This window comes from Corallococcus sp. AB018 (assembly GCF_003986945.1).
GTDB lineage: Bacteria > Myxococcota > Myxococcia > Myxococcales > Myxococcaceae > Corallococcus > Corallococcus exiguus.
Map to the genome: position 1 here is coordinate 1 of NZ_RAWR01000271.1, position 12,185 is coordinate 12,185.

Consider the following 12,185-nt stretch of genomic DNA (forward strand, 5'->3'; position numbering starts at 1 on the left):
GGGGCGAGACGGCCTCCAGGAGACCAGGCGGGCGTCCCCAGGAAGCGGGTGCCCCCGGGCGGGCAGGCTGGGTATAAGGCCCGTCCAATGGCCGTCCGCTTCGAACTCCTGAATACCGACCCCACCGGCGCCCGCACGGGCATCCTCCACACCCGCAAGGGGTCCTTCCCCACGCCGATGTTCATGCCGGTGGCCACCCACGCCGGCTTCCGCCACCTCGCCATGGAGGAGGTGAAGGAGACGGGGGCCAAGGTCCTCCTCGCCAACACCTACCACCTGATGCTCCGGCCCGGCCCGGAGGTGTTCGAGCGCTTCGGCGGCATCCACCCCTTCATGGGCTGGGACGGCGCCGTGCTGACGGACTCGGGCGGGTTTCAAATCTTCTCCCTGCCGGAGGACCGGCTCATCACGGAGAAGGGCGCGCACTTCCGCAGCTTCTACGACAACAGCCGCCGGCTCCTCAGCCCCGAGTCCAGCATCGCCATGCAGCAGGCGATCAACTCGGAGATCATGATGGTGCTGGACGTGTGCATCGACTCGCGCACGGACGAGGCCGGCACCCGCGAGGCCATGGAGCGCACCCACCGCTGGGCCGTGCGCAGCCTCGCCGCGAAGGAGTCGAAGCCCACGGGCCAGGCGCTGTTCGGCATCGTCCAGGGCGGCGTCCACCCGGCCTTGCGCGATGAGAGCGCCGCGTTCCTCACCCAGCTGCCCTTCGACGGGTTCGCCATCGGCGGTCTGGCCGTGGGCGAGACGAAGGTGGAGCGCGACACGATGACCGAGCGCGCCACCGCGTCCCTGCCGCAGGACAAGCCTCGCTACCTGATGGGCGTGGGCACGCCCACGGACCTGCTGGAGGCGGTGCTGCGCGGCGTGGACATGTTCGACTGCATCATCCCCACCAAGATGGCGCAGCAGGGCTACGCGTACACGTTCCAGGGGCTGGTGCGCATCACCCGCACCGTGTACCAGTTGGATGACGGGCCGCTCGACCCCGAGTGCGACTGCTATGTGTGCAAGCGCTACACGCGCGGCTACCTGCAGCACCTGATGCGCGGCAAGCACCACCTGGGCTCGCGCTTCCTGTCCGTGCACAACGTGCGGCACTACCAGCGGCTGATGGAGCGCGTGCGCGAGGGCATCCTGCGCAACGGCTACGCGCAGACGTACCGCGAATTGAAGGCCGCCATCGCCACGCCCAAGGACCTCAAGGACGAGGCCCTGGCCAGCGCCGCGACGTTGAAGGACGTGGGCTGAAGTCCGGGCGGGTGGCCCTCCGCCCGCCCTCCGGCCGGGTTGTGATGGGCCGCACGCGGGCGGCGGTGCGGCGGGACGTGGCGGGTTAGCCTGCGGTGCTACCTGCCGCATGGACCCGCGCGTCGCCACCCTCCTGAGTCACGTCCGCTCGAGCGCGGAGAACCGGCCCGGCGTGTACCGGTTCTTCGGTCCCGCCGGGGAGCTGCTCTACGTGGGCAAGTCCGTGCGGGTGCGCACGCGGCTCCTGTCGTACTTCCGCGCGGACGAGGGCGAGAAGGCCTGGGAGATCGTCGCCCAGGCGCACCAGGTGGAGTGGGAGTACACGGCCAGCGAGTTCGCGGCGCTGCTCCATGAGTTCCGGCTGATCAAGAGCCACCGGCCCCTCTACAACGTGGAGCACAAGCGCGACCGCGCGCACTGCTTCCTCCAGCTCACTCGCGAGGCCGTGCCCCGGCTGCGCGTGGTGGGCCAACCCGGTGGCGGTGGGCGTGCGGAGTACTTCGGGCCCTTCCACGGCCGGCACACCATGGCGGACGTGGTGCGCGCGGTGAACGACCTGCTGGAGCTGCGCGACTGTCCGTCCGAGACGCCCATGCGGCTGGCGGATCAGATCCAACTCTTCCCCCTGAAGGACGACCCTCGGTGCATGCGCGGGCAGACGGCGCGGTGCCTGTCGCCGTGCGCGGGCGAGTGCACGACGGCGGAGTACCTGGCGCAGGTCGCGCTGGCTCGCGCGTTCCTCAACGGCGAGTCGGACCGGCCGCTGGTCATCCTGCGCGAGCGCATGGCGATGGCGGCGCGGCGGCTCCAGTTCGAATACGCGGCGGAGCTGAGAGATCGCGCGGAGCGGCTGGAGAACGTGCAGGCGTGGATCGTCGAGCTGGGACGCACGCTGCGGCGGCTGTCGCTGGTCTACACGGTGCGCGGGCACGGCGGTGAGGACCGCACGTATGTGCTGCGGCGGGGGCGGATCCGCGCGGAGGTGCCCACGCCCCGGACGCCGGAGGAGCAGGCGGCGCTGGACGCACGCGTGCGGGACATCTTCGACGTGCCGGAGCCAGAGGCGATTGGCCTCCGCGCTCAGGAGGCCCAGGAGGTGATGCTCGTCGCGAAGTGGTTCCGCCTGCACCCGGCGGAGCTGGATGCGACGGTGCCTGCCCCCGCGCGGGCCGGGAGCGACGAGCCCTTCGAGGAGGCCGCGGAGGCGCGGGCCGCGCTCGCGCGCACGCTGGAGCGCACCGTGGAGGGACCGGACGAACCGGAGCCCGACGTCGCCTCCGAGTCTGCGGGGTGATGACGCCGGACATCACCCATCCAACGGCTGTCATCAGCGGCGCGGGCCTGCGCTGACGAGGACAGGCCCACGGGCCTTGGAAACACAGGGGTTTGGCGTTCACCCCAGGAAGCACGAGCGCTGGCACACGCCATGCTCATGGGACAGGCATCCCCGCTGTTTCCACGAGGCCCTGTCCCATGGCGATCTCCTCTCTCTCTCGTCCGTCCTCCAGCCCGTGCGCGAAGGTGTCCCCCGAAGCCGCGCAGGCCCCGAGGAATGTCGTGGTGAAGGTCGTCAACGCCGACGGCTCTCCCGTGAAGACGGTGGACTCCGCGAAGCAGCCCCAGGAGTTCGCCAAGCTGCTGAAGGAGCTGGGTCTGACGAAGGAGTCCCTGCTGAAGGGCGAGGGCGCGAAGGCCCAGGGCCCGAAGCCCACTGGCTCGCAGAGCTTCCAGCAGAACTGGCAGCGAGACAGCTTCGAGCCTTCCAAGGCCCAGGCCCAGAAGCCCCAGCCTGCTCCGGCCCCGACTCCCGCTCCTGCACAGGCGCAGGGTGCGAAGGGCCCGTCCTCCGGCAAGAGCGCGGATCAGGTGGCCCAGGACATCGCGAAGGAGGCCACGTCCTGGAAGTACGACTACTCGGGCGGCAAGACGTGGGATGCCGCCATGAAGAACTCCAGCAACTTCGACGCGTCCAAGTCCGGCGTCTGCGTGGACATGGCCATCGAGGCCGAGCAGCGCTTCGAGCAGGCCGGCGTGGACGCGCGCGTCGTCTTCGGCAATACGGACCGGGGCGCCCACGCGTGGGTGGAGTTCAAGGACGACAAGGGCCAGTTCCAGGCCTTCGACCCTACCGCCGCGGCCTGCACCAAGAAGTCCGACGACGCCATCACCCCGTATGACAGCGGCGCCTACCAGTACCAGGGCGTCACCGAGACCCACCAGGCCGTGGGCTGAGGTCTCCCGCCTCAGTTCGGGTCTTGCTCGATTCCGGGCCGCAATGACAGTCCGGGCTACCGGAGGTTCCGGATGACGCGACAGGGATTGCCGGCGGCGAAGACATACGGAGGAATGTCCCGCGTCACCACGCTGCCCGCGCCAATGGTGGTTCCCTCGCCGATGGTGACGCCCGGGCAGATGATGGATCCGCCACCAATCCACACCTTCGAACCGATGGTGACGGCGCGGCCCAGCTCCGGGCCCTTGATGCGCTCATCCGGGTCCAGCGGATGCGTGGCCGCGTACACCTGCACGCCCGGGCCGAAGGACACGTCGTCCCCAATCGTCACCGTGTTGCAGTCCAGGATGACGCACTGGAAGTTCATGAAGACGCGCTCGCCCAGCCGGATGTGCTCGCCGTAGTCGCAGAGGAACGGCGGTTCGATCCACGTTCCGGCGCCCACCTTGCCCAGCAACTCGGCGAGCAGGCTTTCACGCAGCGGCAGCTCGTCCTCGGTGGACTGGTTGTAGGCGCGCAGGATCTTGCGGGCGCGGCCCCGCTCGGCGACCAGCTGCGGGTCGACGGCGCTGTACAGCTCGCCCGCGAGCATCTTCTCTTTCTCCGTTCGTGCCATGCCCGGAAGGGTACTCATCCATTGCCCGGATGGTGAACAGCCCGTGTGGTGGCGGGTGACACTGGACGGCCCGGACAGCGAGGATGCCAGCCATGAGGATTGAGCGGGTCGAGGAGACGCTGGAGCGCATCCGTCGCGAGGTGGAGCGGACGCCGGATGGCGTGCTGGCCTTCGATGGGGATGGCACGCTGTGGAGCGGGGACGTGGGGGACGACCTGTTCATGGCCCTGCTGGATCACGGCGGCGTGCGCCCCGAGGCCCGCGTGGCGCTGGAGCAGCTGGGGGCCCGTCATGGCGTGGAGTCGCATCCGGACGCGGTGACGCTGGCGCATGCGCTGTTCAAGGCGTTCGAGGCCGGGCGGCTGCCGGAGAAGGACACCTACGAGATGATGGCGTGGATCTTCGCCGGCTGGCACGCGGAGGAGATGCGCGGCTTCGCGCTCGACGTGGTGGCCCGGCGGGGCGTGGCCGGTCGCGTCCATCCAGAAGCCCGCCGCGTGGTGGAGTGGGCGCGGGGGCAGGGCGTGGACTGCTACGTGGTCAGCGCATCGCCGCGCGCGGTGGTGGAGGCCGCGGTGCGCGAGGTGGGCATCACGCCTGACTTCGTGGTGGCGTGCACGCCGAAGGAGGAGGGCGGACGGCTGCTGACGTCTGTCTTCGAGCCCGTGCCCTACGGCCCCGGCAAGGTGAACAGCCTGCGGCTGAGGACGAACCGGCCGCTCTACGCAGCCTTCGGCGACAACGTGTTCGACCTGGAGCTGCTCGCGGCCTCCCGCGTCCCGGTGGCCATCCGGCCCAAGGCGCGGCTGCGCGACCGCGCGGCGGAGCTGCCCGCGCTGGTGCAGCTGCACCCCGAAGAGGCCTGACGCAACACGGGCGTGGAGGAGGCCTCCACGCCCGTCTTACTGAAACATCCATGCGCCGCTTCGTGGGTGACCACGAAGCGGCGTCACGTTGACGTGGTCAGCTCCCCGTGACGGGGACGAACTCCACGCGGCGGTTCGCGCTGCGGCCTTCCGGCGTCTCGTTGGACACGCGCGGACGGTCGGGGCCGAAGCCCTTCGCCTCCAGCCGCGAGCCCGCGATGCCCTTCTGGATGAGGTACGCGCGCACGCGGTTCGCGCGCTGCTGGCTCAGCGTGCGGTTGGCCTCCTCCGGACCGCTGTTGTCCGTGTGGCCTTCAATCCGGACGTTCAGCTTCGGGTTCGCCTTCAGGTAGGCCGCGATGTCATCCAGCTGCCGCTGCTCGTTCTCCTGGAACTCCGACTGGTTCACCGGGAACTGGACGATGTGCTCCAGCGGCGACGTCGTCTCCGCGGGCTTCTCCTCGGGCTGGGGCTTGGGCTCCTCGGGCTTGGGCTGTTCCTTCGTGGGGCAGCCACGCTCGGACGCGGGACCGGCCTCGTTCGGGCAGGCATCGTCCTTGTCGGGTACGCCGTCGCCATCCGTGTCCTTCACGGGGCAGCCACGCTCGGACGCGGGACCGGCCTCGTTCGGGCAGGCATCGTCCTTGTCCGGCACGCCGTCGCCGTCCGTGTCCTTCACCGGGCAGCCGCGCTCGGACGAGGGACCGGCCTCGTTCGGGCATTGGTCCTCGCGGTCCACCACGCCGTCGCCGTCCGAGTCCTTGTCCGGGCAGCCGTTGTTCTCCACGGAGCCGGCCTCCAGCGGGCAGCGGTCGTCCTTGTTGGCCACGCCGTCGCCGTCGTCGTCCTCGTTCGGGCACTGCTCCGGCGTGTGGCTGCGGCCGGTGCGGCACCGGTCCACGGGCTCGGGCTCGTTCGCGTACGCGATGCCCGCGGCCAGCCGGAACGACGGCGTGCCCGGGATGTCCGTGAAGCCGTGCCCGCCAATCGCGAAGGCCTCGAAGCCCGCGCCCACCGGCAGACGCACACCGCCCAAGAGCTCCAGCGCCAGGTCCGACTCCACGAGCGACTCGGCGGCCTGCAGCGCGATTTCGGCGCGCAGCCCCTTGCCGCGCGTGGCCACCACCACGCCCTGCTCCAGCTCCGTGCCCACGTCGCGGCCCGGCTCCACTTCACGTGAGCGGATCCGGATGCCCGCGTTGGCGCCCAGCACCACGGGGCCCACCTCGCGGCTGACGGACACGCGGGGCGCGAACTGGAAGCCGGCCCAGCCCGCCTGACGGCCGAACGCGTCCGCAGTGCCTCCCGGAATCCCGATGTCCAGGCCCAGGCCCAGGAACACCGGCGCGCCTTCCTCGCGCCGCAGCAGCTCGTAGCGCACGCCCAGCTCCGGCGTGCCCAGGCCGAACGAGTCCGGCTCGCTCACGCCCACCAGCTGCTCCGCGCCGTGGCCGCCCTGCGCGATGATGACGGGCAGCTTCGCGGAGAACTCCAACCGGTCCACCGGCGACCACGCGCCGGCCAGCCAGCCCGCGGTGCGGTAGTGGAGGATGGAGCGCTCCAGTCCGTCACTGCCCTGGAGCAGGAGGATGCCGCGCTCGTAGTTGACCATGAGGAGCAGGCGGTAGCCGCCCTCGGGGAGCACGCGGCCGGTGTCCACCAGCATCGAGTCCGTCGCCGCCGGCGTGAAGCGCAGGCGCTCCAGGTCCAGCGGCCTCAGCGGGCTCGTGGTGGTCTGCCCGAACGCGGCGGGGGTGACGGCGGTGGCCAGCAGCGCGGCCAGCGCCCAGCTCTGAGCCTTCGTACGCAAGGGGAGGTCCATTCGAGAAAAGAGGGAGCGCATGTCTCAGTTCCCCCGGGCCGGGTTCTGACGGCGACGCGACGAGCCCCAGGCCGCCAGGGCGGCGAGGAGCGCCAGCGCGGACGTGGTGCCACCGGTGCTGTTACAGCCACCGCCAGCGATCTCCACGACCTGCGCCTGGACCCGGACCTGGAACGTGCACTGCGCGGTGTTGCCCGCCGCATCCGTCGCGGTGACGGTGACCTGCGTGGCTCCAGCCGGGAACTCACTGCCCGACGCGGGCGAGGACGTCACGGTCGGACTGGCCGTCACCGCGTCCGTGGCCGTGGGCGTGAACGTCACCTGCGTGTTCGGCGCCACGGTGATGTCCGCGGGGCAGGTGAGGGTGGGCGCCGTGGTGTCCTGCACCGTCACCTGGAACGTACAGGTGAGGCCGGTGGAGGTCGCGGTGACCGTCGTGGTGCCAATCGGGAACAGCGCGCCCGACGGCTGCGAGTAGCTCACCGGGAGCCCTCCCGCCGGCTCCAGCACGGCGGGGTCGTAGGTCACGAGCGCGCCGTCTGGATCCGTCGCCTCCACGGTGAGGTTCGCGGGGCAGGTGAGGGTGGGGGGCACCGCGTCGTCCGTCACGTTGAGGGTCACGGTCGCGATGTTGCTGTCGTCGGCGCAGTCACGGACCCGGTAGGTGAAGCTGTCGGTGCCCACGAAGCCGGGGTTGGGGGTGTACTCGAGCGTCCCCTGCGCGCTGGTGCCCAGCGTGCCGTGCTGCGGCTGGGTGACCGCGGTCCAGCTCAACACCTGGCCGGGGTCCGGATCCGTGCCGCTCAGGGCGATCGCCGTGACCGTGTCCTTCGGAACGACGACCGTCTGGTCCGCCGCCGTCGGAGGACGGTTGGCGACGACGGTCACCATCCGCCCGCCGGAGATGGCATTGGCGAAGGCAGTCAGCCCGTAGGTGCCCACCGGCACGTCCGCGGGGACGGTCACCGTCGCGCGCGTGGCCGAGGTGTTGCTGGAGGGAAGCGTCCAGAGACGCCCGCCTTCCGCGGCGCGGAACCGCACCAGGGGGAAGTCGGTGGGGGAGTCCGAGTAGCTGCCGCTGCTGCCTCCGGAGATGCCCCGGAACAGCATGCCCTCCAGGACGGTGGGGCAGGCCGCGACGAGGGTCACCGGATTCGTCACCGTGGGCCGCCACGCGGGCTGGGCGCCGTTCTCGTTGAACAGCTCCGCGTCGGGCGCGCCCACGCCTCCCACGAGGAGGGCCTCGCCTGAAGGCAGGGCGGTGGAGATCAGCCCTCCGCGTGTGGTGGGGTCCGCGACGGTCGTGAAGATGCGCAGCTGGGGATCGAAGATCTCCGCGGTGTCGACGTACGCGCCCAGGTCGGTCAGGCCGCCCGCGATCAGGACCTTGCCGGAGGGCAGCAATGTGGCGGTGTGGTGATAGCGCGACTGCGAGAGCGAGCCCACCGGAGTCCAGGTGTTCGTGGCGGGGTCGTACAGCTCCGCGGACGTGAGGTACGTGAGGCCCACGAGTCCTCCCGCCGCCAGCACCTGGCCCGAGGGCAGCAGCGTCAGCGTCAGCTCGTCCCGGATACCATTGAGGCTCGCCGCGGGGGCCCAGGTGTTCGTGACGGGGTCGTAGAGCTCCGCCGAAGCCGTCTCCACGCCGGTGTTGTCATGGCCGCCAGCGACGAGCACCCTGCCGTCGTGGAGCAGCACCGCGCCATGGCTTGCACGCGCGACAGTGGGAGGCGCCGCCGCGCTCCAGGTGTTGGCGTCGGGCGAGTAGATCTCCGCGGAGGCGAGCACCGCGGCGTTGCGCTGGCCACCGGACACGAACACCCGGCCATCCGGAAGGAGCGTGGCGGAGTGGAGGTGCCTCGTGCCGAGGAGGTCGGCGGTGGGCAGCCAGGTTCCGGTGGTGGAGTCGTAGCGTTGGGCGGAGGCCGTCGAGACGCCCGCGTTGCGGCCACCGGCGACCAGCACCTGGCCGGAGCGCAGGACGGTCGCGGTCGCGCGCTCGCGGGGCACGGCGAGCGCGGGCGCGGCGCTCCAGCTGTTGCTCGCGCGGTCATACACCTCCACCGCCGCCGAGGAGCTGACGCCACGGCCTCCCGCGACGAGCACCTGGCCACCAGGCAGCAGCGCCACCATGGGATCCGTCCGGGGCGTGCCCATGGCGCCGGCCGGGGACCACTGGCTCGCGGCGGGGTCGTAGACCTCCGTCTGCGCGAAGAACGTCAGGCCGGGGAGCTGGGCGAACCCGCCCGTGACGAACACCTTGCCCGAGGGCAGCAGCGTCGCGGTGTGGTTTTCGCGGGCGGTGTTCATCGTGCCCGCGGCGGTCCAGGTGCCGGTGGCGGGGTCGTAGATCTCCGATTCGATCTGCGCCGCCCTGGACGTGTTGGAACCGCCGGTGACGAGGACGCGGCCATTGGGCAGCAACGTGGCCATGTGGCTGGCGCGCGGGAACGCGAGGTTGCCGGTCGCGGTCCAGGTGTTGGCGGCCGGGTCGTAGAGCTCCGACTGGGCCGTGACACCGCTCGCGGTGAAGCCACCCGCGACGAGCACGCGGCCGTCGGGAAGCAGCGTGCTGGTGGAGTAGTGGCGGGCCACCAGCGGGGGCGCGGCGGCGGACCAGGTGCCGCTGGCCGGATCGTAGAGGTCGGCTCCGGGCACCTCTCCGCTGCCGCTGAAGCCGCTCACCGCGAGCACCCGCCCGTCACGCAGCCGCGTCGACATGTGCGCGCCGCGGCCCGCGGTCATGGCGCCCGTGGCGGTGAAGGTGTTGGTCGCGGGGTCGTAGAGCTCCGCGGTCGTGAGCCGGACGCCGCCACCGCCGGTGCCGCCCGCGATGAGGACCTGTCCCGTGGCCAGCAGCGTGGCCGTGGGGAGGGCGCGGGTCGTGGACATGTTGCCCGTGGCGGCCCAGGTGTTGGCGATGGGATCATAGAGGCGTCCCCCCTGCGAGCCATCGGTCAGCACCAGCACCCGGCCCGTGGGCAGGAGCACGGCCAGGGTGACGTTGCCCGTGAGGCTGGAGGGGCCCGCGGAGGCCCAGGTGCTGGTGGCGGGATCGTAGGTCTCCGCCGTGCCCACGAATCCGGACGAGTTGACGCCGTTGACGACGAGCAGCTTCCCGTTGGGGAGCAGGACGGCCGCGTGTTGCCCGCGTGCCGTCGCCATGGACGGGGTGGCGTACCAGGCCGGTGCCGTCGCGAGACGGGCGTGCGTGGTGCGGATGCCCTCGGATGCCGCCGGGCGCTCGTTCCCGCCGCAGGAAAGAAGGCCCAGGCTCGCGGCGAACAACAGGAGCCTGCTCCAGACAGCGCGTTGTGACCGCATCGATGAAACCCCGATCCGCGAGGGCTGGCGCGACCACGACCGTCGGCCTGCCGCTCGACGTGAACACTCCGGGTTGCGGATTATCAGTGCGCCGGGTGCTGGGGCAATGCGTGAAAAAATCCGGCGCGGTCATCCGCCGCGTGGGTCGTAGATTTTCTCGGGAGGGGCCTCCAGGAAGCGGCGCCACCAGAGACGGGCCTCCTCGTCGGTGTAGCCGTCCCAGGTGTTGACGTGGGGGAAGGGCAGGAGCCAGGGTTCCAGGAACCGGGCCAGTTCGCGATACGCCGGCAGTGTCTCACCCCACTTCGTATTCCCCGCGAGCGGCACGGGGCCCAGGCCGATCAAGGCACGGCCTCCGGTGAGCTCCTGGACGGAGGTATCCGGGTGACTCAGGTGCGAGAGGAGCGCCTGGATGCCGCCAACGGTTTCGAGGAGGGGAGGGCCCAGGAAGTTCATCCAGTGGATGCCGTCAACTCCTTCTCCCATGCCCCACGTACTCTCCCGTGGAACATCCCAGCCAGGATGCTGGATTAATTGATCCCTCAGGAGGGGAAGGAGTTTCGACCTCCCACGGGTGAACGAGAGCGACAGTCCCGCATGGCCCGTGCTGAAGGGAAGGAGCTCCGCCAGCGACTGCGCCAGGTCGCGCGCCTTTTCAGGTCCCTGCTCCTCCAGGTACTGCATGGGGACCTTCACGCTCAGAACGCTGTACTCAGAAGAGGGTTCTCGCCAGGGAAGCCGTGAGCGGAAGCTGAATTCGTAGCCACTGGGATCCGACTCTCCGCCAATGAGATGAACCCATGTGTCGAAGCCCCGCTTGGTCAGCGTGCGGAACCAGATGGAGTCTTGCTCCATGTCATTCAAGGGCTCAAAACGAGGCTTCGCGACATGGCGCCGCGCTTCCTCCCAGAACTCAGGTGTGAGTGGGAAGGCCGCCTCACTGATGTCGGGGTCATAACCCGTGGTCAGTTTCTCAGGCGCATGCCCAATGGCGTTGAGAAACAGGTCCAGTGACTGTCTCGCGTATGGGGCAAGTGGTCCGTGGTCATGCGGTAGATAGAACACGATGCGCAGGACGAGTTGGACCCGGGGGAGGGTCGTGGCGAAGTGTTCAGAGAGCGTGTAGCTACTCACGGATGATCCCGAACTGAGGTGTGATGATGGCGGGATTGCATTGCCCATCAAGGCTTGCATACCGAGTCATCTGATCCCTTGTTTCTGGAACCGAAGGACGACGTCAGGCTTCATGATGTCCTGTTGTCCCCCCTTGCCCGTGCGGATCACATATCTCGGCTCGATCGAAACGTTGTTGGGGAAGTGCCGGAGGATTTCGCGCTGCACACATGCGAAGGCGACGTCATGCTTCAACCTTCCAAGTTCGGCCTGCCGTCGGATGGGATCGCCGTTCTTGTCATGGCCGACCACGCGCAAGCACTCCTTGTCGTCCGGGTATTTCCCCTGGCCGTACTCACGCTCATTGACGATGAAGTCCGCATCCTTCGCGCACTCCACCAACAGGTGCTCGATGCGGGCCACGTCCGCCGCCTCCAGTAGCTTCATCGTAGCGCTCGCTGTGGCCGCTGCCCTCACGGCCTTGTCCATCCAAGGCAGGAACGCCTCATCCCCCGGCTGCGTGTAACAGGTGGGATTGCGCAGACATGCACTGGTCGCGGAGTCGGATGTCTGCGCGTACTGCCTTGGACCCGAAGCGCAAGACAAGCAGAGCAGGGCCACCAGTCCGCCCAGAAGGCGCCCATCAATCATCGTCTTCACCCACGTCGTGCGCCGCCGCGTTGAACAAGCCGAAGCCCCCGGCCTCCTCACTGGAGATGTCTGCCCGGCGCAGGGCAGGGGAGTGCTGCGTCTGTCCCACCGCCATCCACCGTGGCGCGGCCAGCAGCACGCCGTCCTTCGGCAGCTCCGGCAGCAGGTGCTCCAAATCCCCGAGGATGAACTCCGCGTGCCCCACATCCTCCGGCTCAGGCAGCCCCACCGGCGGATGCCACGGCCCTCCGTCCAGGTGCCCGAAGGGGAAGCTCCCCGTGCCGCTCGCGCCCCCGTACCCCC

10 protein-coding genes are annotated in these 12,185 nt (G+C 69.8%); 4 read left to right on the forward strand and 6 right to left on the reverse strand.

The genetic code is table 11. The features are described 5' to 3' along the window. Window positions 1–87: 87 nt before the first annotated feature. The 3 genes from tgt to D7Y11_RS37785 all read left to right on the forward strand — a co-directional run bounded on the left by tgt (window position 88) and on the right by D7Y11_RS37785 (window position 3,489). Window positions 88–1,257 (forward strand): tRNA guanosine(34) transglycosylase Tgt, encoded by a 1,170-nt coding sequence (tgt, locus tag D7Y11_RS37775; RefSeq protein WP_120580612.1) that lies wholly within the window; start codon window positions 88–90, stop codon window positions 1,255–1,257. Between the two features lie 109 nt (window positions 1,258–1,366). Then, the gene (locus tag D7Y11_RS37780; protein WP_126936101.1) at window positions 1,367–2,551 is read left to right on the forward strand and encodes a nuclease; all 1,185 of its coding nucleotides are present in this window, start codon (window positions 1,367–1,369) and stop codon (window positions 2,549–2,551) included. 179 nt (window positions 2,552–2,730) lie between these two features. Next, complete coding sequence (locus D7Y11_RS37785) at window positions 2,731–3,489, forward strand: transglutaminase-like domain-containing protein (protein ID WP_126936102.1); 759 nt, start codon at window positions 2,731–2,733, stop codon at window positions 3,487–3,489. Window positions 3,490–3,545: 56 nt separating this feature from the next. Here D7Y11_RS37785 and D7Y11_RS37790 read toward each other — a convergent pair whose 3' ends face one another. Next, window positions 3,546–4,106, reverse strand: coding sequence for a sugar O-acetyltransferase (locus tag D7Y11_RS37790; RefSeq protein ID WP_126936103.1), 561 nt, complete (start codon window positions 4,104–4,106; stop codon window positions 3,546–3,548). A gap of 92 nt (window positions 4,107–4,198) precedes the next feature. Between D7Y11_RS37790 and D7Y11_RS37795 the strand changes: the two genes are divergently transcribed. Further along, window positions 4,199–4,972 carry an HAD family phosphatase gene (locus D7Y11_RS37795; RefSeq protein WP_121755569.1) on the forward strand — a complete coding sequence of 258 codons (774 nt, stop codon included), beginning with the start codon at window positions 4,199–4,201 and terminating at the stop codon, window positions 4,970–4,972. Window positions 4,973–5,069: 97 nt separating this feature from the next. Here D7Y11_RS37795 and D7Y11_RS44655 read toward each other — a convergent pair whose 3' ends face one another. The 5 genes from D7Y11_RS44655 to D7Y11_RS43560 form a co-directional block, all read right to left on the reverse strand. Beyond that, window positions 5,070–6,782: an OmpA family protein gene (locus D7Y11_RS44655; RefSeq protein WP_233607522.1), complete on the reverse strand. Its 1,713-nt coding sequence runs from the start codon at window positions 6,780–6,782 to the stop codon at window positions 5,070–5,072. A gap of 36 nt (window positions 6,783–6,818) precedes the next feature. Next, a complete protein-coding gene (locus D7Y11_RS37800; RefSeq protein ID WP_233607523.1) occupies window positions 6,819–10,118 on the reverse strand; it encodes a kelch repeat-containing protein in 3,300 nt (1,099 codons plus the stop codon). A gap of 129 nt (window positions 10,119–10,247) precedes the next feature. Continuing rightward, window positions 10,248–11,252 carry a type VI immunity family protein gene (locus D7Y11_RS37805; RefSeq protein ID WP_158642045.1) on the reverse strand — a complete coding sequence of 335 codons (1,005 nt, stop codon included), beginning with the start codon at window positions 11,250–11,252 and terminating at the stop codon, window positions 10,248–10,250. A 66-nt stretch (window positions 11,253–11,318) separates the two neighbouring features. Next, entirely contained in the window at window positions 11,319–11,654 is a 336-nt protein-coding gene (locus tag D7Y11_RS37810) for a hypothetical protein (protein WP_126936104.1), read from the reverse strand. A 220-nt stretch (window positions 11,655–11,874) separates the two neighbouring features. Next, a partial coding sequence (locus D7Y11_RS43560) for a hypothetical protein (protein WP_158642046.1) occupies window positions 11,875–12,185 on the reverse strand: 311 nt, incomplete at its 5' end.

Coding starts and splice junctions, on each gene's coding strand:
- tgt (WP_120580612.1), top strand. CDS start 88: ATGGCCGTCCGCTTCGAACTCCTGAATACCGACCCCACCGGCGCCCGC.
- D7Y11_RS37780 (WP_126936101.1), top strand. CDS start 1,367: ATGGACCCGCGCGTCGCCACCCTCCTGAGTCACGTCCGCTCGAGCGCG.
- D7Y11_RS37785 (WP_126936102.1), top strand. CDS start 2,731: ATGGCGATCTCCTCTCTCTCTCGTCCGTCCTCCAGCCCGTGCGCGAAG.
- D7Y11_RS37790 (WP_126936103.1), bottom strand. CDS start 4,106: ATGGCACGAACGGAGAAAGAGAAGATGCTCGCGGGCGAGCTGTACAGC.
- D7Y11_RS37795 (WP_121755569.1), top strand. CDS start 4,199: ATGAGGATTGAGCGGGTCGAGGAGACGCTGGAGCGCATCCGTCGCGAG.
- D7Y11_RS37800 (WP_233607523.1), bottom strand. CDS start 10,118: ATGCGGTCACAACGCGCTGTCTGGAGCAGGCTCCTGTTGTTCGCCGCG.